Below are 24,988 nucleotides of genomic sequence, written 5' to 3'. Positions count from 1 at the left end.
GGGTTAACCTATCTTGGTAAGGTTTATGGTAAAAGTAGTGCCCTGCTTTTCAACGCTGTATACTTTGATATCACCGCCATGTTTGGTAACTATCTGGCGCACTATACTAAGACCCAGGCCAACAGATTCTTCTCCACGCATACCGCGCCTGCTTGCTCTTGAAAAACGTTCAAAAATAAATGGCAGCAACTCTTGAGGAATACCCATGCCAAAATCTTTTATATCAATAAGAGCATCGGTGTTTGTAGCGCGCAATGCTATTTCAATATGATTGTTTGGTCCGGAAAACTTAATGGCATTGCTAATAAGGTTATCCATTACGCGGCCCATTTTTTCAGTATTTATGTGGGCAAACACCGGTTGGTGGTTTCCGTAATACAAAATATTGGCTTGCCCATGTTTGCTTTTAACCCATTCGTCAACAATTTTTAGCAAAAACTGGTTCAGCTCAACTTTTTCGGTATCAAACTCGTGGTGTTGCTCATCATGCGCAGTTTCAAGCAGGTCATTAATAATGCTCGCCGCTTTATCGCACGATGCTTCCATCATAATCAAGTTCTGGTGGTCCTCGGTGTCCATTTTCTTCTCCATCTTCATAATGGCAGCAATGGTTTTTATGGCTGAAAGCGGATTCCGCAGATCGTGCGCCACAATACCTAATATTTCGTTCTTCGCCCTTATGGCTTGTTCAATTTCGAGGTTCTTTTCTTCAATGGCCTTAAGCTTTAAATAATTGTCGGCCCTGTAAGAGAAGGTATATCTTGATATGCAAAAAAATACAATCAATAGTATAAGCGATGCCAGGTTATTCATTACCACCTCGTTTGTGCCGCTTTGGTACGAAGGTAAAAGCAGCGAAAAACAAATGCCGGTAACCAACGCCAGGAAAATGGTTTCAAAATGCTCAAACGTGTAAAAAACTGCTATCATGATGAGCCCGATGAGGTACATCACCAATGTGTTGCGCGGATTATGCATTGTAAAAAAGGTGGTGCGCATAAAACTTAACATAACAAACAGCGCAAACAGCAGCGTAAACGCACGGGCAAGCATTCTTATGTTAAAGTTTTTTTGATAGTGTTTTAGCAAAACCACAGATCCTGCGTAAAAAATCGGGGAAACAAGTATTGATATCCAGTTGGCCTGTTTAAATTCACCTATATGGTCAAAATTCTCAATAGGCAAATCAGTTAATGTTACCAATAGCCTTAAAGATAAACTAACAATAAGATAAACTAAACTCAATACTTTTACCGAGCGCAGATTTTGGAATGTACTGTAATGATAGAAAGCAGAGCGCTTGAGCGGATCAATCCTTGTGAAAAAATGAACCCTCATCACAATACATTTAATACGCTGATACGGTTATATGTTAGGGGGCATACAAGCATTTTTATCAATAATTAAATTGTCATAGGCGCTATAAATTTAGCTAATATTTATTACTTACGTAATATTTCGTAAAATAAGTTTTTGTAAAATCTCGCAGTTAAAGCCGCCTGATTTTACTATTTTGTGCACCTGAAATTTTTATAAACAGATACTCAATTATAATGACTTATTGCTTAGGGATTAAGGTTAAAGAAGGGTTGTTGGCCATTGCCGATACCCGCATTACCTCGGGTACAGATACCACGGTAAAAAAGAAGATATCAATAGAACAAAAAGATCATTTTTCTCTTTTTATCATGACGAGCGGCCTGCGTTCAACCCGAGATAAGGCAATAGTATATTTTAATGAACTGCTGGAAACAACAGAGTATAATAAATTATATAAAGCGGTTAACGCGTTTGGCGAACAGATAAAAAGGGTAGCAGCCGAGGACAGACAGTCGCTTGAAAAGGCGGGGTTTAACTTTGATCTGCACTCTATAATTGGCGGGCAATTAAAAGATGACAGCGAGCATAAGTTGTTTTTACTTTACCCCGAAGGAAATTGGGTGGAGCTGGGGCAAGGCGCACCTTTTATAATTATCGGCAACTCAGGGCATGGTAAACCCATACTTAACCGCACACTGAACGAAAATTCGAGTTTGCGGCTGGCGCTTAAGGCGGGGTTTTTGTCCTTTGATTCTACCCGGGTAAGCTCAAACAATGTTGACTTCCCTATTGATGTTGTTTTATATAAAAAAGACAGCTTTGAAATAGTAGAAAAACGCTATGAGAAAAAGGACCTGGAAAACATCTCAACCCAATGGGCGGAGGAGTTGAAAGCGGCGCTCGACAATATATCAGAAGACTGGATGGACACGGCATTTGATAAAATGCCATAAAACACACAAAAAGTAAATGAAATTTAACGTATTCACCGAGATGGAGTATCGGGTAGGGGCGGATAGTACGTTGATATTAAGCATCAATGCGCTTCGCAATCAGCATCAAACTGTATTAAGCGAGGAGTTCACTATCTCGCCTTATATCAAAACCGAAGAGCTGCCGGCAGTGAGTGGCGAGAACCGGCTTATACGTTTTGAGGTTGCAGATGCCACGCTGCTTAAATTAAGTTATAAAGCTACAGTTGACAATTGCTACAAATTAGTTGACTTTGCGGATAAGCCCGACATTTCAATCGCGCAGCTTGATCCAACCATTATTCCTTACCTTAACCCAAGCCGTTATTGCCAATCTGATAAATTATTCAGGCTGGCCAATAACCTGTTCGGGCATATTGAAAGCTCTTTTAGCAAGGTAATAGCGCTAACAGATTGGATAAATAAAAATATTGAGTACTTAAGCGGCTTTAGTAATTCTAATACTTCGGCATTTGATACCGTTACAGAGCAAGCCGGTGTATGCCGTGATTTTGCCCATTTAGGTATAACACTGTGCCGCGCGTTGAACGTACCGGCGCGTTACTTTACGGGATATTCTTACAAACTTAAACCGGCAGACTTTCACGCATGTTTTGAGGCGTACCTCGGTGGCGAATGGGTGTTGTTTGATGCAACGGGCCTGGCTCCTTTAAACGGAATAGTTAAAATCTCTACGGGTAGAGATGCCGCCGATGCTGCCATTGCCAATCTGTTTGGTGATGTATTATTTACATCAATGATAGTAAGCTGCGAGTTGGTGGAAGGGGAAGCATTTGAACCTTTTTTCTATAACAGTAACGATAGCATAGGTATTTGTTATCTGTAGCCCGAATCAGGACTTAGTGGATTTAGTGTTTATAGGATTATACCTGTTCCTATAAACATTAAATCATTTAATCGCTTTTATAGTAAATTCTACAATCATTTAGTCCAAACAACCTAACTTCATACAAGCCTTTATTGTACAAAAGACACACCTGTGTTTAATGTACACTTAGAAAATTATTTGGCCTCAACAAGAAATTTTTTTTACTTTTTTGTAACATTATTGTGATTGAAATGTTATATCTTTAAATAACCAATCAATTTAAAGGCTAAAATTATGAAAAACGCAATTTTTGTTTGCTTGATGGCTATTGGCCTTAAAGCGGCTGCACAATGCCCCATCAACGAAGTTCTAACAACCCGAGACCCGCAAAACATCACAAACCTGATTGACAATAACACGGAATGCTTTAAAGAGGCCCTTACGCAAAACAAGGAATATGCATCCTTTAAAACCTACCTGGATTACATCTACAATAACGCCAGCGATTGGGTTTATCATAACTATCCTGAGAAAGAAAAGCAGTTTGATGAATTTTATGCAAAATGGGGTAAAGACTATCCAACCATGACCTCGCCTGCACCAAACATTCCGGAGTTTTACCGTGAACTGGCCACAATGGTGGCTGCAGATAAATCTTTTTTTGCACAGGTAAGACCTACCAAAATGCCTTTGCGTTATATGCAATGGTTGTTTGTTAAAAACCTAAAGCAAAAATATGGCGAACAGGCGGTAGTTAACTTGGCTAATGCAGCGGGCAAATTGGCTAACCTGCAGAAAACTCCTAATTACAGCTATTATGATATGCTTGCAGGCAGTTTTTATTAATAGAATAAGTACTACTATATAGTTTTTTTGAGGGTTGAAGGTAAAAGTCGGTTTTTAGGGACAGGAAACCAGTTAGACTTTTACTTTTGGCCCTTCTTTTTTAACCTAAAATATCAGCAATTTCTGTAAAGCCTTTTTCGCGGGCCAGATCAGCAGGCAGCTTGCCGCCTTCCATGCGGATATCAACAAGGGCACCTTTTTCCAACAGTAATATTATCAACTCCAGATTACCGTTTTGCGCTGCAGAGTGCAGCGGGGTAACGCCCATTTGCTGTTTTATATTAACATCAGCGCCATTTTCTACCAGCATACGGGCAACATCTGTATAATTACCTGCCGCGGCGGAGTGCAACGGAAAAACATTGTAGCCATTTTTTGAAGGCAAATTGACATCGGCGCCTTTTAAAACTAAATATCGCGCAGCCTCAAATTGCCCAAAATAACATGCAAGGCCCAAAGCCGTAAAACCATCATCAGCATATTTATTAATGGTATCGGGGTGGGTGTAAATAAGGTGAGCCAGCGTATCGAACTTTCCGGTTGCAGCTGCCTCAAACAGGTTGAGTTGGCCGGTATAATTTAACAACAAAGTTGTAACCTCGGGTTTTTTGTAATAGCAGGACAGCATTAACGGCGATACATGGAAGCTGGTTGTTTTGGTGGCCAATGCCGGGTTTTCTTTCAGCAAAGAGGTTAAGCCTTCAAGGTTGGCTTCGGTAACATATTGCTCAAGTAGTTCTGTACTCATTGATTTCAATATTACTAAAAAATTTAAAACTTTAGCCGCATAGTTGTTTAATCTACGTAACTTTATATTTGCATATACTACGCTATAATTTAAATGCCAATTAAAGGAAATCAGTTTAAATCAAATAGTTTCAGGGAAGAAAATTCACCGCGTCAGCCATCAGATAAAGGCGCAAAAGTGCGTTCATCAAGGCCGGTAAGCGAGAGTATGCCGGTTTTTAACCTGCAAGACGGACGCGTTATTAAGATAGCGGGTTTGTTTTTCTTAATACTTTCCATCTTTTTTCTTATCGCGTTCACATCCTACCTTTTTACCTGGGAACAGGATCAAAGTTACGTTTCTGCTAACAATGGCGGGTGGAGCAATCTGTTTAAAACCCAGGCAGAACTGCTGGACAAGGGTATTACCGATCCCGTAGTTGATAACTGGTTGGGTAAATTTGGCGCACTACTTTCCAACCAGTTTATATTTGAATGGTTCGGGGTGGCATCGTTTGTTTTTGTATTTGTGTTTTTTATCATAGGGTATCGCATGCTGTTTAAGGTGCGTATATTCTCGTTGGGTAAAACTTTAGGGTATTCTTTTTTTGTGCTGATATTCTTATCAGTTTGCGGTGGGGTTTGTGCATGCCTTTATTATTGATTACCCCCACTTTTTAGAAGGACAATTTGGCTTTTGGAGCAACCGCCTGCTTGATGCGCAGATAGGGCAGGCCGGAACCGGCGGCGTACTGGTATTTGCCGCGCTTACCGTATTGATCATTGCTTACAATATTGATTTTAAACTGCCGCAACGCAAGGAAAAGCCAATAATGGCCAACGCAGATGTAACCGACGAAATTTTCCCGCAGTCGGTAGAACTGATTGAAGAGATGCCGTCAAAGCCGGTGGAGTGGCCGCGCGCAACTGCTGCTAATACCGTAAAAGCTGAGGCCGTGAAGCAAATTGAGCCCGAACCCGTATTTCATGAAACTGTTGTTCTAAGGCCCGATGATGAGAACGCCGACCCTGAAATTGGTACTGATATTGCGCTAACGTTAGAGGTGGAGCGCCCAACGCCCCTGTTAAACGTTGAAAAGGAGGATGATAGTAAGGCAAAATCTCTTGTAGATCAGTTTGGTACCTACGATCATAAGTTGGATCTGGCGTCCTATAAAATGCCGCCGCTTGATTTGTTAGAGAACTACGGCTCAAACAAAATACAGGTTAACTCTGAAGAGTTAGAGGCCAACAAAAACAAGATAGTTGAAACGCTCAATCATTATAATATTGAGATAGATAAGATAAAAGCCACCATAGGGCCAACCGTAACACTTTACGAAATTATACCGGCCCCTGGCGTACGCATCTCCAAAATAAAGAACCTGGAGGACGATATAGCCCTTAGCCTTGCCGCATTAGGTATACGTATTATTGCCCCTATGCCTGGCAAAGGAACTATTGGTATTGAGGTGCCTAACCAAAACCCTGAAATGGTTTCTATGCGATCTATGATGGCATCAGAAAAATTCCAGACCACTACAATGGAGTTGCCCATTGCTTTGGGTAAAACCATATCTAACGAAGTTTTTATTGCCGACCTGGCCAAAATGCCTCACTTGCTGGTAGCGGGTGCTACGGGCCAAGGTAAATCCGTCGGGATAAATGCTATCCTGGTATCGTTGCTGTATAAAAAGCACCCGGCAGAATTAAAATTTGTGTTGGTTGACCCTAAAAAGGTAGAGCTAACGCTGTTCCGTAAAATAGAGCGCCACTTTTTGGCTAAGCTGCCTGATGATGGCGATGCAATCATCACCGATACCAAAAAGGTGGTAAACACGCTTAATTCGCTTTGTATTGAGATGGATCAGCGTTATGATCTGTTGAAGGACGCGCAGGTGCGTAATTTAAAAGAGTACAACGCCAAGTTTATCAACCGTAAAATAAGCAACCCCGAAAAGCACCGCTACCTGCCATTTATAGTGTTGGTGATAGACGAGTTTGCCGATTTGATGATGACTGCCGGTAAAGAGGTAGAAATGCCTATAGCGCGTATTGCGCAGCTGGCCCGTGCGGTAGGGATACATTTGGTTATTGCCACGCAAAGGCCATCGGTAAATATTATTACGGGTACCATTAAGGCCAACTTCCCATCAAGGCTGGCATTCAGGGTATTGTCAAAGATAGATTCGCGTACCATTTTGGATGCAGGCGGCGCAGATCAATTAATTGGTCGCGGTGATATGTTATTCTCAACGGGCAGTGATCTTATCCGTTTGCAGTGCGCGTTTGTAGATACACCCGAAGTAGAAAAGATCTCAGACTTTATTGGTTCGCAGCGCGGTTATCCAAGCGCATACGAATTACCTGAATACGTAGGCGAAGGCGAAAGCAACAGCCCGAAAGACTTTGATCCGGACGATCGCGACCCGATGTTTGAAGAGGCAGCGCGCCTTATTGTAATGCATCAGCAAGGCTCTACATCATTAATTCAGCGTAAGCTAAAACTGGGTTATAACCGCGCAGGCCGCATTATTGATCAGCTCGAAGCCGCCGGTATAGTTGGTCCGTTTGAGGGCAGCAAGGCCCGCGAGGTGTTGTATCCTGATGAATATTCTTTGATGCAATATTTTGAAACGCTGGAGAATAAAAATTAGTTGGCCCCTCCCAACCCTTCCCGGAAGGGAGGGCTTTAAAAGGAATTTCGAAAAGTCTCCCTACCAGGGGGAGATTTAGAGGGGGCTAAACGTTCCCCTCAAAAAGCAGTCTATAAAACATGAAGAAATTAATAATATACGCCGCACTGCTATTATCGTCAGCAAACGTGTTTGCCCAGAAAGATGGCGAGGCTAAGAAGATTTTAGACGCAGTAGCTGCCAAATACCGCACTTTTACTACTATAAAAACAGATTTTGTTTTTACGGTTGATAACCAGCAGGCGGGGATAAGGCAATCGCAAAATGGTGCGCTGATAACGCAGCCAAAAGCCAATAAGTTTAAGATTACGCTATACAAACCAGGTTCTGCTGATCTGCAGCAGGAGATAATAAGCAATGGTAAAACCCAGTGGACATATTTAAAGGCCGAAAAAGAGGTAACTGTAAATAACGCCGGCACAAGCAGCGATAGCTTTAACCCCGCGCAGCTTTTTACGCTTTACCAAAAAGGTTATAAATATTTGTTTACCGGCACACAGAAAATAAACGGAAAGCTTTACCAGGTAATAGACCTTACGCCCGAAGACAACAAAGTCTCTTTTTTCAAGATCAGGCTCAATGTTGATAAAAACTCAAAGCAGATCTATAGCGCTACTATTTTTGATAACACCGGCGGTAAGTATACCTATACATTGCGTGGTGCGGCCACTGCTATGCAGGCCCCTGAAAGTACGTTTGCTTTTGATGCAAAAACGCATCCCGGTGTTGAGGCGGTGGATCTGCGCTGATTTCGGATGTTCCATTTCGAAATTGATTTATCAAATAAAGTTATGCTGCGAGACTTTGAGTCCTCTAACTACGATTAAAAAAAGGCTACGTTATTCAAAATGACGCAGCCTTTTTTATGTAAAAGGAATGTTATTCAAGCCGGATTCACTTTTGATTTCCTACATTAGAAGCTGCAATATTTTTAATTAACATGACAAAAGCATCATTCTATATTACCGGCGCAGTTATCGCGTTAGCAACTCTTACAAGCTTAACCATAAGCCTGCAAAATTCGTTGCCACCGGCTCCTACTATAAAGTTACCACAAGGTTTTACAGCAAACATTGTAGCTGATTCATTAGGGCCTGTAAGGCACTTGGTGGTAACCGACAACGGGAACATCTATGTAAAGCAAAACAATATTCGCAACCGAAAGGGTTTATATTACATTACCGACAATAATAAAGACGGCTATTTTGAAACCAAAACCGGCTTTGGCGATTACCCGGGTACGGGCATTAAAATAAAAGGTGGTTATTTATATTCTTCGTCAAACAGTGCTGTATACCGCTATAAATTGAACGCGAAGAACGAAGTTATTGACGCAGATAAGCCGGAACTAATAGTAACCGGACTGGTAGATAAACGCGCCGATAATGCCAAAGCATTTGTTATTGATGATAAAAATGACTTGTATGTTGCTGTTGGTTCTTACTCTGATGCCTGCCGCGCACAAGGTTCAATTGTTGGGATACCGGGTTGCCCGCTACGCGATTCGGTAGGAGGGGTGTGGAAGTTTAAGGCCGATAAACCCAACCAGACATATGCTGATGGGGTTAAGTTTGCCACAGGAGTTAAAAATTCAGTCGGGATAGACTGGAACCCGGTAACCAAAACCATTTTTGTAACCCAGCATGGCCGTAGCCTGGATAATAAATATCCGCAATATTATACATCGCAACAGGTGGCACAGTTGCCTGCCGAAGCGCTGTATGAACTTAAGCAAGGCGTTGATGCGGGCTGGCCCTTTGCCTATTATGATAACTTTCAGAACAAATACGTACAATCGCCGGAGTATGGCGGTGATGGTAAAAAATCACCGGACACAAAATACCTTGAACCCTTAACGGTTATTCCCGCTCACTTTGCACCAAATGATTTGCTGTTTTACACGGGGAAATCGTTCCCGGCTAAATACCGTAATGGAGCCTTTATGGCTTTCCATGCGCAATCGCCCGAAATGAAAAAGGGATACCTGGTTGCATTTGTACCCTTTAAAAATGGCAAGCCATCAGGCCCATGGGAAGTATTTGCTGATAATTTTTCGGGACAGGAGACAGGCAGCATATCCACACAATACCGCCCAACCGGTCTGGCCCAAGGTCCGGACGGCTCGCTTTATGTAGCGGATGATTTGAAGGGTACTATATTTAAGATAAGTTACGGGAGTAAATAAGAAATTTATTCGAATCGTTCCACTTTAGCATCTTGTAGCTGCTTTGTAGCAGGGTGTAGCACCCTACCTGCTACGCTACATTCTGCTACAAAATTTGCCATAACAACAAAGGCGGCCGAAGCCGCCTTTATTCCCAGGTATTTAAATAATATTATGGTTCAATTATCGGAACAGCAACCACTTTATAAGTGTTGGTGCCCGGTATAGGCTGGTAATAGTATTGATCTGGCGATACCAAAAAGCTTTCGCCATTAAGCGTTACTCTCCTGGTATCAGGCGGCAGATCGGTTACAATTTCGCCTACGTGAGCCTCTGGTATTGTTGGAGCCGGCATATCGGCCATATTGCTGGTTTCCAACTGGCCGTCTTTACCTACAACTTCATAAACTACGCTGCCGTCATCCCGGGTAGTAGGTAAATAGTAAACACCGTTCAGCTCGTAGTACTGTTCGCCATCAATAATTATTGATTCGGCACCATCAGGCAAACTGGAAACAGCCGCGCCCAGTGGTGGCTCAACAACAGTATATTGGTTGTTGTTATATTGATAAAAGTAACCACCGCTCAGGTAAAACTGCGAACCACCCCAATAAAACGGATAGTAGCCGTATGGCAATACACCTAAACTAAAGCCAAGGCGTGGGTAATAAAGGCGGCTATAAAAACCGCGGTTAAAATAGTAACCACGCGATCCGCCCCAACGGCCATAATTGTTGCCATAATAACGGCCGCCGTAATTTCTGCTGCCGTAGTTTACACCACCTGAATAATAACGACCGCCTCTGTAAAAGCCGCCCCGGCCAACGTTTGAGCTTGATCCGTATCTGCCTGTTGCAATGTTAGGGCCTGCAGTACCGCGTCTGGCCATATTGCCGCCGCTATAGGCGTTGTTGTATCCGCGCTGTGAAGTAGCATTGGGCTGACGGCCTGAAATATTGCCGTTAAAACCACCACGACGCGCATCATTTACACCGTTGTTTACGCGAGGCGATACGCCATTGGGTTGCTGCCCTGCCATATCGCGGTTAAAGCCACCACGGCGGGCATCAGCTGAATTGTTGTTAGCACGTGGCTGCTGGTTTGACATATCGCGGTTAAAACCACCACGATTAGCCTCGGATGGGCCGGCATTAGAGCGTGGTGATGAAAAACCGCCTCCGCGATTAAAGCCACCCCCACCTGAAGGGGCGCCGCCTCCGCGGGAAAAGCCGCCGCCACCACCTGAGCGGCCACCGCCGCTTGCACCTCCGCCGCCGCCACCACCGCCGGTTCCACGGCGTTGGGCATCAGCAGGTAAAGCTAACGTAACACACAATAAACCGCTAAAAACGGCCATTGTTAAGTATTGAGATATTCTTTTCATAATTGATTGAAAAATTTAATAATTCGGGTTGGCTTATTTGCCATAGTATATAGACTATATTTTTGTAAACGGTTTAATCTACCGTAAATTATTTTAGCAAGAAGCGGGCCTGAATAATAAATTTTATTCAACATCCTTTATATTTAAGTGGATTTAATTATAAATTATATGAAAGCAAAAGCATACGTTTTTCTTTTGGCTGTGCTATGTTGCTCAGCCCTTACACAAGCGCAAACCAAGCCCGCATTTGATGCCGCTTTAGCCAAAAAACTTGGCGCAGACGATTACGGTATGAGGCAATATGTAATGGCTTTTCTAAAATCAGGCCCAACAAAAATTACAGATAAAGCCGAAATGACAAAGTTGCAAATGGCACATCTGCAGAATATAGAGCGCCTGGCAAAAGAGGGTAAATTAGCTTTAGCGGGACCGTTTACCGACGACAAAGAAATAGAAGGTATATTTATTTTCAACGTTAAAACGGTAGAAGAGGCCAAAGCACTAACAGAAACCGACCCTGGCATAAAGGCCGGTGCTTTTGTAATGGAGCTTCACCCATTTTATTGCAGCGCTGCTTTGCTACAGGTTACAACCATACATAACAAGATACAAAAGAAGGACATAACAGACAGGTAGCCCCCGATTGATGAATAAGCGTTTGGGCGGAGCGTTTGTTAATAAATAGTTACCATAAAATAATCGAATGAGGGCAATATCACGTTTTCCTAATACGGTATTTCTTTTCGTATTTGTATGGAACAGGTTTTTGTCTACCATATTTGGGATATCTTTTTTACTGGTTAAACAGTTAACTATTAAATAATTAACTATGTTTTTGAAGATATCTTGCAGATGTAAAAATGACTTTTATGGCATGCTAAAGTTTTAAACAAAACCTCACATTTGATAATCTGATGTTAACATTGGCTTAACGATGCGCCGGTAATTTTGCCGGTATTATTAAGCATTATGTTAAAATCAAAGAATCTCCTCTTCACAGTTTTTATAATTTTTATAATAAACTTAAATCTTTCAGCTCAGGATGCCGGAAAGATATCAGGTAAAATTACCGACCAAAAAACCAGCGAAACCCTTATAGGCGCTACTATAGCAATTGACGGCACAGGCAAAGCCGCTGCTGCTGATGTTGACGGTAAATACCTGCTTTCAGGCTTACAGCCAGGCAAATATGCCTTAACTATAAAATATATTGGTTATCAAACCAAGGCTATATCTGATGTTGAGGTTAAGGCCGGAGAAGTTACCAATTTAGACATAATCTTATCAGAAGCTGCCACGCAGGCACTTGGCGAAGTTGTTGTAAAAGCCACTTTCCGCCAGGCTTCTGCTGCCTCTCTATATGCCCAGCAAAAAAATAGTGTTTCTATTTCTGACGGTGTATCTGCAGAGGTTATTAAGCGTTCGCCGGACAGGAACACTGCTGACGTGTTAAAACGTGTTAGTGGTGCAACCGTGCAGGACAATAAGTTTGTGGTAGTACGCGGTTTGAGCGACAGATATAATAACGCAATGCTGGATGGTTCATGGCTGCCAAGTACTGAGCCTAACCGAAAAGCCTTTTCTTTTGATATAGTGCCTTCAAACCTTGTCGAGGCTTTAACAATCACCAAAACAGCTACGCCAGATCAACCGGCAGACTTTGCAGGTGGTTTGATCAATATCACCACTAAAGATCTCCCTGATCAAAATTTTCTTTCATTTACAATTGGTGGGGGTTATAATACTGCTTCAACTTTTAAGAATTTTAAAAGCGGAACGCGCAATACAACAGACTATTTTGGTTTTGACAATGGCGACAGACAGTTGGCATCGGGCATTCCAAATTCTACTGTGTTGGGCAATGGATTGAGTCCAGATCAAAATAAGGCGGCGTTGTTGAAATTTTTACCGAAACGTAACTTTACCATTTATAACAACAAAGCGCTTCCAACGCAAAACTATCAGTTTACTTTAGGGAAAGTTAAAGACTTTGAAAGCGGAAACCGCTTAGGTGCTATATTCGCTTTAACCTACCGTAACTCGCAAACCATACAAAATGATGTTTTGCGCCATGATTACAATAACGATTACATTGACAATGTTTATAAATTTTCAACTAACGTTGGTGCATTATTGAATTTAGGATATTCTTTCGGTAAAAGCAAAATCACGTTCAAAAACATTTACAATCGGATATACGATGACCAATATTTGCAAAGAGCCGGAACAAACGAAAGCTCTACTGCCGATGTGAGGTATTTTGCATTTGACCTTTTACAGAAAGCCTTACTGAAATCAACATTAGAAGGTAACCATCCGGTTGGCGAAAAAGGTGCTAAAATTAACTGGGTATTGGGTTACAACAATGTGTTGAATGATCAACCAAACCAACGTAAGATCAGCTATAACGGTCCTTACCGTGGTAATGGTCCGTTCTTCGCCAACGTAACAACCTTAGGTAAAGACAATACAACCCTGTTTTCAAAACTTAATGAGAACTCGTTCACAGGTAGTGTAAACTTTAGTTTACCTGTTAAGGTATTTAAGCAAAGCGCAATTTTCAAAACAGGAGTGAGTTCTTTGTATCGCGACAGAACCTTTAATGCGCGTTTCCTGGGGGCGGTGCTAAATACCAGCAATCCTAATATCGAACCAAACGATGTCAGGCAGTTACCTTTAAACCAATTGTTTTCTCCGGATCTGATCAACAAAGGAGCTTACACTTTAAGCGAGATCGTATCGCCTATTGACTCTTATTTGGCTACATCTTCAACTAATTCGGCTTATGCAATGCTGGATAACAAACTGGGTAAAAACCTGCGGATTGTGTGGGGTGCAAGGGTAGAGCAATTTAATTTAGATCTATCAACTAAAGACAACGATCCTCAGAACACGGCCAAACGTAATTATGTAGATATACTACCATCAGCCAATTTAACTTACAGCCTTACCGAAAAAACCAATCTTAGGGCATCTTATTCGCGCACCCTTGCAAGGCCGGAATTTAGAGAAATGGCCAGAGCGCAGTATTATGATTATGAGATACTTGCCTCTATCGTAGGCGATCCTAATCTGAAAAAAGCTACTATAGATAATATGGATTTGCGTTTAGAATTTTACCCGTCAGCAGGGCAGATAATTTCGGTTTCAGGATTTTATAAAAAATTCCAAAACGCAATTGAAACCTATAATGATGATGCTGCTTCTTCAACTCGTCAGATCAAATATTTCAACTCAAGCAAGGCTGATGTTTACGGCCTTGAGTTTGAGATCCGCAAATCACTTGATTTTATAGCTGAGAATGACTTTTTGAAAAATACAACAGCTTACACCAATGTAGCAGTTATTAAATCAAACGCGGTTAACCCCAATATTGGCTTAACTTTTAAAGAAAAAGAACGCCCTTTGGTGGGCCAGGCGCCTTATGTAATTAATGCCGGCTTACAGCACAACTTTCTGGATAATAAGCTAACATTTAATGCATTGTTTAACAGGGTTGGGCGTAGATTGTCTGTAGCCGCCGGCGCGCAGTTTGAAGGTATATGGGAAGCGCCAAGAAATGTTCTGGATATGCAGTTAGGCATCAAAGTATTAAAAAGTAAGGGAGAGTTAAAGCTTAATGCAGGCGATATACTTAATCAAAAAGCTACCTTTTACTATGATATAAACAAAAATAAACGATACGATCCGCAGAGCGGAGATTACACGCAAAGCAGCTACAGGCCTGGAAGCAACTACTCATTCGCCTTTAGCTACACCTTGTAGTGTTAACTTAATGTTAATCTGAATCGATGTTATTTAATGTTTATTTAAATAACCTGTAACATTCAGTTCAATTAGCATGAGTTACTTTGGAGCATAGTAAACAGAAAAAAAATACTTACGTAACATTAAAGCAACAAAAATGAAAAACTATCTATTATTAACGTTTGCCGCCCTTGGAATGCTAATGGCAAGCTGTTCAAAAACAACTGACGACGGAGGAACTGTAAATCCACCGGCGACAGAGAATGTTGTAACAGTAACTGGCGACATAACTACTAATACAACTTGGTCTGCAGATAAGATTTACCTTTTAAAAGGTAATGTGTTTGTAACCAGTAACGCTACATTAACCATTGCAGAAGGTACACTTATTAAAGGTGATAAAGCTTCAAAAGGCGCTTTGATCATCACCCGCGGAGCTAAAATAATGGCAGTTGGTTCTGTAGAAAAGCCAATTGTATTTACATCAAACGTAGCTGTTGGCGGCCGTTCTGCAGGCGACTGGGGTGGTGTTATCCTTTTAGGTAAAGCTCCAAACAACCAAGGCGAAAGCGTTGCAATTGAAGGTATATCTGATGCTACCGATAAAGGTAAATATGGTGGCACTGATGCTAATGATAACTCTGGTACTATGAAATACGTTCGTATTGAATATGCTGGTATTCCATTGAGCCCTGATAACGAGATCAACGGTTTGACTTTTGGTAGCGTTGGTGCCGGTACTACAATTGACTACATTGAAGTATACCGCTCAGGTGACGATGCTTTCGAATGGTTTGGTGGTACCGTAAATTGTAAACACTTAGTAGCAATTGATAGCTGGGACGATGATTTTGATACTGATTTTGGTTTCTCTGGTAAAATACAGTTTGGTATAGCCCAACGCTTAGCTGCTACTGCTGATGTATCAGGTTCTAACGGCTTTGAGTCTGACAACAACGCTGCAGGTGACAATAAAACTCCTCAAACCAGCGCTATATTTTCAAATATGACAATATTAGGCCCACGGGAAGTTGCTTCAGGTGGCCCGAGCGTTAATGCTAACTTCCAGCACGCTGCTCAAATCCGTCGTAACTCGTCTATCAGCATATTTAACTCTGTATTTGCAGGTAACGTGCAAGGTATATTTTATGATGACGCGCTGCCAGCTATTGGTGATGCAAACTCTTCATCTGTTAATTTAACCGGTGGTAAAGCAATATTTGCAAATAACCTGGTTGTAGGTACCGGTTCAAACACTGTTAAAGGTTCAAACGCTACAATACAAACAGCTATAACCACTTTCCTTAACACAGGATTAAATAACACCTTTGATAATGCAGTTTATGCAGGTGCAATCTACACTGATCCATATAAATTCGGTGCCGATATTGCTTCTAACACGTCTACGTACACAAGACAAGGTACGCCTAACTTTACTCAGGTAGCTGCATCACAGGCTTTAACCGGTGCCGCATACACCAATACTAAAGTTACTGACGCTTTCTTTGACAAGACAGGTACTTTTAAAGGTGCTTTTGGAACATCTGACTGGACTGCTGGTTGGGCTTCATATAACCCACAGCAACTTCCTTACGGTGCCCCAGGTGCTGTAAAATAATTTTAAATAAAGCTTATCATAAAACAGAATCGGCCCGCTCAATAAGCGGGCCGATTCTGTTTTATATACTATCGTGATGTGCTCGTGTGGTTTATAAACTCAGGCTGCTCCCCGATTATATTTATGCTTATAATCAATAGGAGAGAGGCCGGTGATCTTTTTAAAAACGGTTCTGAAGGTTTTAATGTCCAGATAGCCAATATCGTACATTACTTCGTTTACATTTTTCCGGGTATTTTCCAGGTCTTTTTTGGCGGCTTCAATTTTAACACGCTGTATATACTCAGCAGGCGTGTTATTTGTTGCTTTTTTAAACCTGCGCGCAAAGTGCCTTGTACCGATAGCGAAGCGCGATGCCAGTTCTTCTACAGAAATTTTCTCGGTAAGGTTTTGCTCAATAAACTCCTGCGCCTTTTTTATTGGTTCATCCTCATGCTTTTTTTGCCCGTTAAACATAATAAATGGCGACTGACTCTTTCGATCGATTTCGATAGCGAAGAATTTGCTTGCGCGGATAGACATTTCACGCCCTGTGTATTTTTCAATCAGGTGCAACAGCAAGTTCCAGTAGGATGCAGCTCCTCCGCTTGAATACAAACCATCAACTTCTGTAATAATGCTGCCATCAGTAAGCGTAACATCCGGAAACATGTCTCTAAACTCGTTAGCAAATAACCAATGAGTAGAACATTCTTTGCCATTTAAAAGGCCGGTAGCTGCCAGCAAGAACGCCCCCAGACATAGCGATACCACTTCGGCCCCATTTTTATGCTGTTCAATTATCCAGGGTATAAAATCTTTATTCATTTCAACAGCGGCGCGCATATTGCCAGACAGTGCCGGTATGATAATAATGTCTGTTTTTGGAACATCGTTGCAAAGGCTGTCGGTATTTACAGAAAACACACCGTCGTTTAACGGTACCTGTTTGTTAAGCCCCACTAACTGCACATTAAAGGCGGCTTCGCGGCCCATATCTTTCAAAAATAAATTTACCGTACTGAACATATAACGCGGATCAACAATAGCTGCGGGGACGGCCTCATAGGGTACTAAAATTGAAATCTGTTTCATACAGGTTTGTGCTGTTATATATCAAATTTAACAAATAAGTTTACACAATTGTATGATGATATCTGCATAAAGTCGCAATCACATCCTTATAATGTCGCATTCACACATTACGATATAGCTGATAAGGAAGCTACTTTTGTATCGTAACGACTTAAAACTTAAGCGATGAAAACAAAAACCGTTAAAATTTTATATTGGGTGTTCACCATCCTGTTTGCCTTTATGATGCTTGGCTCTGCCATTCCGGATATTCTGGTTATGCCGATGGCTGTTGAGGGTATGCATAACGGTTTGGGCTATCCTGTTTATTTTATACCCTTTATTGGTACAGCCAAGGCTTTAGGGGTTATAGCTATTTTAATACCCGGTTTTCCACGTATTAAAGAGTGGGCATATGCGGGCCTGATGTTTGATCTGATAGGCGCAACCTATTCTATTATGATGTCTCCAAAGGCTGATGGTCCATGGTATGTTATGCTTGTTCCGTTAACAGCAGGAGCGTTGGCATACATCTTTTATCGCAAGTACCTAAAGGCATCCGCCGCATAAAAACGCAATTTATGCGAAAACTCATATTATCTGTTAATGTTACGGTAGATGGCTTTATGGCAGGCCCCAACTGCGAACTGGACTGGCACTTTAGCCGCTGGACTGCGGAAATGGCCGAAGCCCAAAGCAGACAATTGAGCCGCGCCGACACCGTATTATTAGGGCGGGTAACCTATAAAGCTATGGCGGCGTATTGGTCCGCAACACGGTCCGACCTTTGTTTTCCGCGAGAAGACCTGGCATTTGCTGATTTAATTAACAGCAGGCAGAAGGTGGTTTTTTCGCGTACATTAACAGACCTTAATTGGACAAATTCTGTACGTGTAAGTGGTAACATAGGTAGTGAGATTTATAAGTTGAAGAACTTGCAAGGGAATGATATCATTATCTATGGTAGCAGCAAACTGGTAAGTAGCCTTATGCGATTGGGTGTTATTGATGAATATGTAATGTGGGTACATCCGGTAATATTAGGATCTGGCAAGCTGCTTTTTAGTAAAACAAAATTTATAACCAACATGCAGGTTTCCCGCGTACAACGGTTTGATTCCGGGGTAGTGTTGTTGCACTATAGTAAGTTGTAGCACGGTCTGCCCGCGAATAGATAAGCCAATTTTTTTTTCAAACTCATTTAAATACATCGTTGTTACTCATAAAATGTATGGCGATGAAAATAGGAGCAAAATTACAGCGATTGTTAGACAAGGTATACCCGCCCGATGCAAAACTGGAATTTCAGTTGGATAGGACGGATGTAGTTCTAAAAACCGATGGCGAAGGAAGGCCAGTGTTGTTATTTGTTGGCCGCAAGGGCGAGGATGGAAACGTTAAAGGCGATCGTTTTGCACGCACTTTGAAGAAACTGCCCAATGGAACATTTAAGGACCATTGGGAAAATAAGGGAGAGGCGACTTAGGATACTATCTGCTGCTGCAAATGGCAACCGCAGTTTTACCGGTAGCAGGGTGTGCGTTAGCCGCTTTTGAACCATTGCTACATTTGCCAAGCAACGTATATATTATTATAAATATAACTATAGTTGAGAGGCATCCGCCTCCCAACTTTTTAGCGCCCCAGGCCGCTATTATACCCCTGAAGAAGTTATTCATCGTGCCTGGTTATCGTTAAAGTTTTGTTTTATGTCATCCACGGTTTGCGTAGCAAACTGTTTGGCATCATTCATCCAGTCGGGCATGTTATCGGTTAGATCATCTAAAATGCTGGTGCCATCTTCCCTTTTTTTGGTGATATAGTTAACACCGTATACCACTGCTGCGCCTACTAAGGCTAATTTTATAATATTCATAGCGTTTCTCTTTTTTAATAACAACGCTATTTGATGTATTAGGTTTGGTAAATTAGAAATAAAAAAAGCCGCATAACGCGGCTTTCTTGTGCTCCCGACGAGATTCGAACTCATATCGATGGTACCGGAAACCATAATTCTATCCGTTGAACTACGGGAGCAATCAGCGGCAAATATATTAAAATTAGCTGTGTTTTTATTTCTTGACCTACATCAAGTGCTGCCTTTAAAATGCACCGTAAATTTGTGGTGTAATAATTAAAGAACAATCACTTAAAATAAAAGCATCATGAAAAATACAATAAACGGCATTCACCACATAACAGCAATAGCAGGCAATGCCAAACGCAATTTTGATTTCTATACCAAAGTATTAGGCTTACGCATGGTTAAAAAAACCGTAAACTTTGATGATCCCGAAACCTACCACTTTTACTATGGCGATGAGTACGGCACCCCCGGTACCATACTTACTTTCTTCCCATGGGGCAATATAATGCAGGGCAGGCGGGGCGCAAGGCAGGCTACCGAGATTGGCTATGCCGTACCAGCAGGCAGTCTTGATTTTTGGCAACAACGCTTTGAAGTCAACAATGTGATCTATAACAAAGTGGCCGAAAAATTTGGTGATAAATACCTTACCTTTTTAGACCCCGATGGTTTAAAGCTGGAGTTGATTGAAGCTAAAGCTAACGATAACCGCAAGGGTTGGGAAACTGATGAGATCAAAGCAGAACACGCTTTAAAGGGCTTTTACAACATCACCATAACTACCAATAAAATGCAGCCCACTGCCGACATTTTAACCAATGTTTTCGGGTACCGCTTGTTGGAGCAGAATGTTAACCGTTACAGGTTTATTACTGATGCTGTGGATACTGCCAACATTGTAGATCTGGTGGAGGTTGCAGGCGAAGTTGCAGGCCATGTTGCGGGAGGTAGCGTGCACCACGTAGCCTTCAGGGTTGAAAATGAGGAAGTCTTAATGCAGTTTAGGGATAAGATAGTAGCTTTGGGCTTGCACATTACCGAAAAGATAGACCGTAACTACTTTTACTCTTTGTACTTCCGCGAACCCGGTGGTGTATTGTTTGAGATAGCTACCGATAACCCCGGTTTTGATGTTGACGAACCCGTTGCTGAGTTGGGCAGCCATTTGAAACTGCCTGCACAGTACGAGTCGCGGAGGGATGAGATTGAGGCCGTATTACCAAAATTAAACTGAGATGTACACACACGATAATAAATATATGAGCGCCGGTACCCCGGCGCAGCAGGCTAAAACCGCCCTTGTTATGCTGCATGGCAGGGGCGGCACCGCAGCCGATATCATGCGGTTGGCAAAGTTGTTTAACTTAAAGGATGCTGCTATTTATGCGCCACAGGCCACCAATAACAGCTGGTACCCATACAGCTTTATGGTACCCGAAAAGCAAAACCAACCCGCCCTTGATTCGGCGATTGAGAGCATTGAACGGGTGGTTAGCCAGATTGAAGCCGAGGGTATTGCCGCCGGCAACATCTACTTCCTGGGCTTCTCGCAAGGGGCCTGCTTAACATTGGAATATATAACGCGTAATGCCAGGCAATATGGCGGCGCGGTTGCCTTTACCGGCGGATTAATAGGGGAGCATTTGAAGATAGAACGGTATAAAGGCCAATTTAATGGAACGCCCATCCTAATTACCACCGGCGACCCCGATCCGCATGTGCCTTTGGGCAGGGTAGAAGAGTCGGTTGAGGTGTTGAAGGGTCTGGGCGCCGATGTTACGCTTAAGGTTTATCCAGGTAAGCCGCACAGCATATCGCCGGATGAGATTGAGCTGGCTAATACTGCAGTTTTTGGCTTGTAAGCATACAAACTGTCCCACACGGGTGTGAGACAAGTTGAGACGGAGTAGGACAGTTTGTTTAGTATGTAGTTGGTAGTAAGAAGTTTGTGGTTTTTGAGTGGGACAAGGTGAGACTACTTATTCGTCAGGAAAATTAGCTGTAGCTTTGCTTTAATGATCTGATAATCAAAATATTGAAAAATTTCATTTTTCTGTCCCAAAAAATTACTGGCATTGGCATTAAAAATCGGTACCTGTAAAACAAGGTTGGAATCTTCCGTCAGAAGTGTAAATTTTAGCGCGGGTTAATAAATACCATTCTCTGCTTACCGCTCACCAAACACTATTTTACTATCTTGCCTCATCAACCGGGCATTGTAATTATGTTAACCGACACCATTTTAAAAAGCATTGGCAGGCACATCAACCTTACCAACGAGGAAAGCACTTATTTCATCAGTTTACTGCATCCAAAGCAATTAAGCCGCAAGCAATTCCTGCTAAAAGAGGGCGAAGTTTGCAAGTACTCTGCTTTTGTAATTAGTGGTTGTTTACGCGGTTATACGGTTGACGAGCACGGACAGGAACATGTGCTCAACTTTGCACCTGTTGGCTGGTGGATAGCTGACATGTACAGCCTGATAAGCCAGCGCCCCGGCACTTTGTATATTGAGGCGCCTGAAGCATCTGAAGTTTTGTTGCTGTCAAAAATAAAACAGGATCTGCTTTTTCACGAGGTGCCGAAGTTTGAACGGTTTTTCAGGATAATTACCGAAAATTCATTGGTTGCCTATCAGCAGCGCTTAATGGATAATTTGAGTCTTACCGCAGAGGAACGCTATAATAATTTTTGCAAGCGGTACCCAACACTCATTAATAACCTGCCAAAAAAAGATATTGCATCGTACATCGGGGTTACGCCTGAGTTTTTTAGCAGGATGATGGGGGCAAGGTTAAAGGTAAAAGCAGAAAGGTAAAAGTTTTTTATAATTACACCCATAAGTATAGTTTGTCATATTGAGCGACAGCGAAATATCTTATACGCTTTACAAGCGTGCGACCTGTCTGCGGATGACCTATCAGTTTTACAAGATTCTTCGCTGTCGCTCAGAATGACAATTTATTAAGAACTCATTACGTTTGCTGTATCAAGCTAAAAAAATAAGATTTAACAAAAAGAAGAAGCGATGAATTTTACAACCATCGCTTCTTTTCTAACTATAGGGATGTATTTTAACCCAGCTTCAACGGAACTTTCTTTCCGGTTTTAACTGCTTCGTAAACGGCGTCAATTATTTTAGCGTCTTTTACCGCTTCTTCGCCATCAACTGGTACAACGGGTGTTTTGCCTTCTAAAAATATTCCGGCCATTTCATCCATCTGTACGGTTTGCTGTAAGGGCGGCGATATTGCTTTCAGGTCGCCTTTATTGGTTCTGCCTTTTAAAGGTCCGTAACCGTTTGCGGGGTTCAGCTCGGCCCACCCTTTTTCGCCAATCAGCAAAAAGCGGTCAACACCGTTCATGCTGTAGGTTGAAAGGCACTGTGCTATTGCACCGCTGGGGAAGCCCATCTGGAAGGTTATGGTTTCGTCAACCCCTTCTTTAAATTTAACCGGATCACTTTTTGGGGGCTCTTGCGCAGTAACCCAAATAGGGTCCTCGCCAACCATATAACGGGCGCCGTTAACGGCATAAATGCCAATATCCATCATGGAACCACCGCCGGCTTTTTCTTTGTCCAAACGCCATTGGGTAGGGTCGCCAATTCTAAATCCACCGTTGCCGGTAAAGTATTTTATTTTGCCAAAATCGCCCGCATTACGCATGGCAATTATCTCCAGATTTTTAGGCTCAAAGTGCATACGATAGCCTACCAATAATTTAACGCCTGCTTTTTTACAGCCATCAACTATTTCCTGAGCCTCTTTGGCATTGCGGCCAAGCGGTTTTTCGCTTATTATAAACTTCCCTGTTTTTGCACCTCTTAGTACATACGGTTTATGCAAAAAGTTGGGTACGGTAAAATATATGGCGTCAATATCGGGGTTGTTCTTTATCTCCTCAAAATTGTCGTAATTGTAAACGTTCTTGTCAGGTAGACCATATTTTGTTTGCCAGTCTTTAACCTTTGATGGGGTACCGCTAACAACGCCTACTAACTTGGCCTTCGTACTTGCCTGTAATGCGCGGGCCACTATATTACCATAGGTGCCTATGCCTACCATTGCAACACGTAAAACAGGTCCGTCATAAGGTTTATCGCTTATTACAGGTTTGTTTTTTGCCCAGCCGGTTACGGGGGCTAAGTTGAGTGCAAGAGCCGACAGGCCAAGCTTCTGTAAGAAATTTCTGCGAGAGTCCATAGATTGTATTTAAAATTGGTAATCAAGTATACAAATAATGGTTCAAAAAAAGAAACGCTATCCTTTTAGTTAGTTGGAATGATGAATTCTTTTTTTAGCGGGTTATTAATTAAAACTTTGTTCCGCTGGAACATAAGTACAGTTTCGGAGATAAAGCCTCGGCTTTAAACAAAAAAGGCCAACCAGATTTTACTCTGGTTGGCCTTTTATTTAGTTAACACTATAAAAGTGTTAATGCATACTATTATTCAAAGTAAGGCACGCCTGCAACAGCGTATTTTTTCATTCCTTCTTGATTAACATCCACACCAATACCTGGTTTATCAGATACAGTCATGAAGCCTTTTTCAATAAACGGTTTGTCATAAGATACCATGTCTTTCCACTCTTGGTCGGTATCACTTTTTGTTTGCCACTCTAAAATTTGGAAGTTAGGTACTGCAGCACAAACGTGAGCAGATGCCATAGCGCCAACCATTGTACCCACCATGTGCGGAGAGAATGGTGTATAGTAAGCGTTAGCTAAAGCAGCAATACGCTGTCCTTCACCTAAGCCACCGCATTTTTGCAGGTCGGGCATAATAATGTCAACCATAGCTTCAGATAGTAAACGTGTAAAGCCATAAGTAAGGTAAACGTTCTCGCCACAGCAAATAGGTGTACTGGTTTCGTTGCTTATGGTTTTATATACTTCAGCGTTATCTGCAGGGATAGGTTCTTCTAACCACATAAGGTTGTAAGGCTCTAAGGCTTTAGCAGCTTTACGCGCGGTAGGCGCATCATAACGGCCGTGCATATCGCAGCAAATATCAATTTTATTACCTACTTGTTTCCTTGCAGCAGCTACAGAGTTAACCATTCTATCAATTTCCATTTGGCTGGCGGTCCAGTTAGTACGGTCCCATTTATTTGGGTCATTGGCCTCATCAAGGTCAAATTTAATTGCGGTATAACCACGGTTAACAACGTCTTGTGCAGCTTTAGCAAAAGATTCAGGAGTTTTGCCACCTACTGCATAAAATTCAGTATCGCAATAAACGCGCACTTTATCACGGAATTTACCACCTAATAATTGGTGAATTGGTAAACCCAATGCTTTACCTGTTAAATCCCACAAAGCACATTCAAGCGCAGTTAAAGTAGCAACGTAGGTGCCAGCCTGAGCACCACCAAAAACACCACCTTTACGAATTTGCTCGAAAATTACATTTGGTCTTAACGGATTTGGATTTCTGGTTAGTTGTCCGGCCATGCGTTTTAGCAAATAATAACTGCCCGCGCTTGCATCTACAGATTCGCCCCAGCCTACAATGCCTTGGTTGGTTTCTAATTTAACAAACATACCGCCCATTCTGGTGTAAGCAACTTTTACAGCAGTTATTCTAAGATCAGAAGGAGCAGACATCATAGATGTCCTTTCTTTAGCATCTTCCAGGCCTTTTCCAAAAGTTTGGATCAATGGCGTTGAAGCTAAAGCTGCGGCACCTACGCCGGCTTTAGTTAAGAATGAACGCCTATTTTGTTGAGTTGTTGACATAATAATTATTTTTAAATTTTTGTTG

General features: G+C 42.0%; 22 protein-coding genes, 1 tRNA gene and 1 pseudogene. 15 read left to right on the top strand and 9 right to left on the bottom strand.

Annotation, left to right across the window (positions count from 1 at the left end; genetic code table 11):
- Positions 1 to 3: 3 nt before the first annotated feature.
- Positions 4 to 1,338, bottom strand: a complete 1,335-nt coding sequence (locus tag ACVW2L_RS12895; protein WP_457128379.1) for a sensor histidine kinase — start codon at positions 1,336 to 1,338, stop codon at positions 4 to 6.
- A gap of 215 nt (positions 1,339 to 1,553) precedes the next feature.
- Between ACVW2L_RS12895 and ACVW2L_RS12890 the strand changes: the two genes are divergently transcribed.
- The 3 genes from ACVW2L_RS12890 (at position 1,554) to ACVW2L_RS12880 (ending at position 3,966) form a co-directional block, all read left to right on the top strand.
- Complete coding sequence (locus ACVW2L_RS12890) at positions 1,554 to 2,273, top strand: peptidase (RefSeq protein WP_457128378.1); 720 nt, start codon at positions 1,554 to 1,556, stop codon at positions 2,271 to 2,273.
- A gap of 16 nt (positions 2,274 to 2,289) precedes the next feature.
- Complete coding sequence (locus ACVW2L_RS12885; RefSeq protein WP_457128377.1) at positions 2,290 to 3,138, top strand: transglutaminase-like domain-containing protein; 849 nt, start codon at positions 2,290 to 2,292, stop codon at positions 3,136 to 3,138.
- A gap of 276 nt (positions 3,139 to 3,414) precedes the next feature.
- The gene (locus tag ACVW2L_RS12880; RefSeq protein WP_457128376.1) at positions 3,415 to 3,966 is read left to right on the top strand and encodes a hypothetical protein; all 552 of its coding nucleotides are present in this window, start codon (positions 3,415 to 3,417) and stop codon (positions 3,964 to 3,966) included.
- A 100-nt stretch (positions 3,967 to 4,066) separates the two neighbouring features.
- Here the strand turns inward: ACVW2L_RS12880 and ACVW2L_RS12875 are convergent, their stop codons facing one another.
- On the bottom strand, positions 4,067 to 4,714 hold the full coding sequence (locus tag ACVW2L_RS12875) for an ankyrin repeat domain-containing protein (protein WP_457128375.1): 648 nt from the start codon (positions 4,712 to 4,714) through the stop codon (positions 4,067 to 4,069).
- 93 nt (positions 4,715 to 4,807) lie between these two features.
- On the opposite strand from ACVW2L_RS12875, the pseudogene ACVW2L_RS12870 reads away from it, so the two are divergent.
- The 3 genes and pseudogenes from ACVW2L_RS12870 (at position 4,808) to ACVW2L_RS12860 (ending at position 9,573) form a co-directional block, all read left to right on the top strand.
- Positions 4,808 to 7,349: pseudogene (locus ACVW2L_RS12870) on the top strand (DNA translocase FtsK 4TM domain-containing protein).
- Between the two features lie 119 nt (positions 7,350 to 7,468).
- The gene (locus ACVW2L_RS12865) at positions 7,469 to 8,137 is read left to right on the top strand and encodes a LolA family protein (protein ID WP_457128374.1); all 669 of its coding nucleotides are present in this window, start codon (positions 7,469 to 7,471) and stop codon (positions 8,135 to 8,137) included.
- Positions 8,138 to 8,328: 191 nt separating this feature from the next.
- Positions 8,329 to 9,573: a PQQ-dependent sugar dehydrogenase gene (locus tag ACVW2L_RS12860; RefSeq protein ID WP_457128373.1), complete on the top strand. Its 1,245-nt coding sequence runs from the start codon at positions 8,329 to 8,331 to the stop codon at positions 9,571 to 9,573.
- Between the two features lie 151 nt (positions 9,574 to 9,724).
- On the opposite strand, the gene ACVW2L_RS12855 is transcribed toward ACVW2L_RS12860, so the two are convergent.
- Positions 9,725 to 10,936, bottom strand: coding sequence for a DUF6515 family protein (locus tag ACVW2L_RS12855; RefSeq protein ID WP_457128372.1), 1,212 nt, complete (start codon positions 10,934 to 10,936; stop codon positions 9,725 to 9,727).
- Between the two features lie 168 nt (positions 10,937 to 11,104).
- Here ACVW2L_RS12855 and ACVW2L_RS12850 point away from each other — a divergent pair, with 168 nt between their 5' ends.
- The 3 genes from ACVW2L_RS12850 to ACVW2L_RS12840 all read left to right on the top strand — a co-directional run bounded on the left by ACVW2L_RS12850 (position 11,105) and on the right by ACVW2L_RS12840 (position 16,301).
- Positions 11,105 to 11,572, top strand: a complete 468-nt coding sequence (locus tag ACVW2L_RS12850; RefSeq protein ID WP_457128371.1) for a YciI family protein — start codon at positions 11,105 to 11,107, stop codon at positions 11,570 to 11,572.
- A gap of 333 nt (positions 11,573 to 11,905) precedes the next feature.
- Positions 11,906 to 14,701 carry a TonB-dependent receptor domain-containing protein gene (locus ACVW2L_RS12845; protein ID WP_457128370.1) on the top strand — a complete coding sequence of 932 codons (2,796 nt, stop codon included), beginning with the start codon at positions 11,906 to 11,908 and terminating at the stop codon, positions 14,699 to 14,701.
- Positions 14,702 to 14,840: 139 nt separating this feature from the next.
- A complete protein-coding gene (locus ACVW2L_RS12840) occupies positions 14,841 to 16,301 on the top strand; it encodes a hypothetical protein (protein WP_457128369.1) in 1,461 nt (486 codons plus the stop codon).
- A 99-nt stretch (positions 16,302 to 16,400) separates the two neighbouring features.
- On the opposite strand, the gene ACVW2L_RS12835 is transcribed toward ACVW2L_RS12840, so the two are convergent.
- On the bottom strand, positions 16,401 to 17,375 hold the full coding sequence (locus ACVW2L_RS12835) for a GlxA family transcriptional regulator (RefSeq protein ID WP_457128368.1): 975 nt from the start codon (positions 17,373 to 17,375) through the stop codon (positions 16,401 to 16,403).
- Between the two features lie 165 nt (positions 17,376 to 17,540).
- Here ACVW2L_RS12835 and ACVW2L_RS12830 point away from each other — a divergent pair, with 165 nt between their 5' ends.
- From ACVW2L_RS12830 to ACVW2L_RS12820, 3 genes are all read left to right on the top strand, one after another.
- Positions 17,541 to 17,924, top strand: a complete 384-nt coding sequence (locus ACVW2L_RS12830) for a DoxX family protein (protein WP_457128367.1) — start codon at positions 17,541 to 17,543, stop codon at positions 17,922 to 17,924.
- 11 nt (positions 17,925 to 17,935) lie between these two features.
- Positions 17,936 to 18,508 carry a dihydrofolate reductase family protein gene (locus ACVW2L_RS12825; RefSeq protein WP_457128366.1) on the top strand — a complete coding sequence of 191 codons (573 nt, stop codon included), beginning with the start codon at positions 17,936 to 17,938 and terminating at the stop codon, positions 18,506 to 18,508.
- 83 nt (positions 18,509 to 18,591) lie between these two features.
- Complete coding sequence (locus ACVW2L_RS12820; protein WP_457128365.1) at positions 18,592 to 18,840, top strand: hypothetical protein; 249 nt, start codon at positions 18,592 to 18,594, stop codon at positions 18,838 to 18,840.
- Between the two features lie 4 nt (positions 18,841 to 18,844).
- Here ACVW2L_RS12820 and ACVW2L_RS12815 read toward each other — a convergent pair whose 3' ends face one another.
- The 3 genes from ACVW2L_RS12815 to ACVW2L_RS12805 form a co-directional block, all read right to left on the bottom strand.
- Positions 18,845 to 19,033, bottom strand: coding sequence for a hypothetical protein (locus ACVW2L_RS12815; RefSeq protein ID WP_457128364.1), 189 nt, complete (start codon positions 19,031 to 19,033; stop codon positions 18,845 to 18,847).
- Positions 19,030 to 19,230 carry a YtxH domain-containing protein gene (locus tag ACVW2L_RS12810; RefSeq protein ID WP_457128363.1) on the bottom strand — a complete coding sequence of 67 codons (201 nt, stop codon included), beginning with the start codon at positions 19,228 to 19,230 and terminating at the stop codon, positions 19,030 to 19,032. Before ACVW2L_RS12810 ends, ACVW2L_RS12815 begins: the two co-directional genes overlap by 4 nt.
- 89 nt (positions 19,231 to 19,319) lie before the next feature.
- Positions 19,320 to 19,391 (bottom strand) — tRNA-Arg (locus ACVW2L_RS12805).
- A gap of 128 nt (positions 19,392 to 19,519) precedes the next feature.
- Here ACVW2L_RS12805 and ACVW2L_RS12800 point away from each other — a divergent pair.
- From ACVW2L_RS12800 to ACVW2L_RS12790, 3 genes are all read left to right on the top strand, one after another.
- The gene (locus ACVW2L_RS12800) at positions 19,520 to 20,455 is read left to right on the top strand and encodes a ring-cleaving dioxygenase (protein ID WP_457128362.1); all 936 of its coding nucleotides are present in this window, start codon (positions 19,520 to 19,522) and stop codon (positions 20,453 to 20,455) included.
- A gap of 1 nt (position 20,456) precedes the next feature.
- Positions 20,457 to 21,083, top strand: a complete 627-nt coding sequence (locus tag ACVW2L_RS12795; protein WP_457128361.1) for an alpha/beta hydrolase — start codon at positions 20,457 to 20,459, stop codon at positions 21,081 to 21,083.
- A 335-nt stretch (positions 21,084 to 21,418) separates the two neighbouring features.
- A complete protein-coding gene (locus ACVW2L_RS12790; RefSeq protein WP_457128360.1) occupies positions 21,419 to 22,039 on the top strand; it encodes a Crp/Fnr family transcriptional regulator in 621 nt (206 codons plus the stop codon).
- Between the two features lie 256 nt (positions 22,040 to 22,295).
- Here ACVW2L_RS12790 and ACVW2L_RS12785 read toward each other — a convergent pair whose 3' ends face one another.
- A complete protein-coding gene (locus tag ACVW2L_RS12785) occupies positions 22,296 to 23,426 on the bottom strand; it encodes a Gfo/Idh/MocA family protein (RefSeq protein ID WP_457128359.1) in 1,131 nt (376 codons plus the stop codon).
- 244 nt (positions 23,427 to 23,670) lie between these two features.
- Positions 23,671 to 24,963, bottom strand: a complete 1,293-nt coding sequence (locus ACVW2L_RS12780; RefSeq protein WP_457128358.1) for a mandelate racemase/muconate lactonizing enzyme family protein — start codon at positions 24,961 to 24,963, stop codon at positions 23,671 to 23,673.
- Positions 24,964 to 24,988: the final 25 nt, after the last annotated feature.

This window comes from Mucilaginibacter sp. HD30 (genome assembly GCF_054061755.1).
Note: the sequence above shows the minus strand (reverse complement) of the source record. Positions and strands in the feature narration are given on the sequence as shown.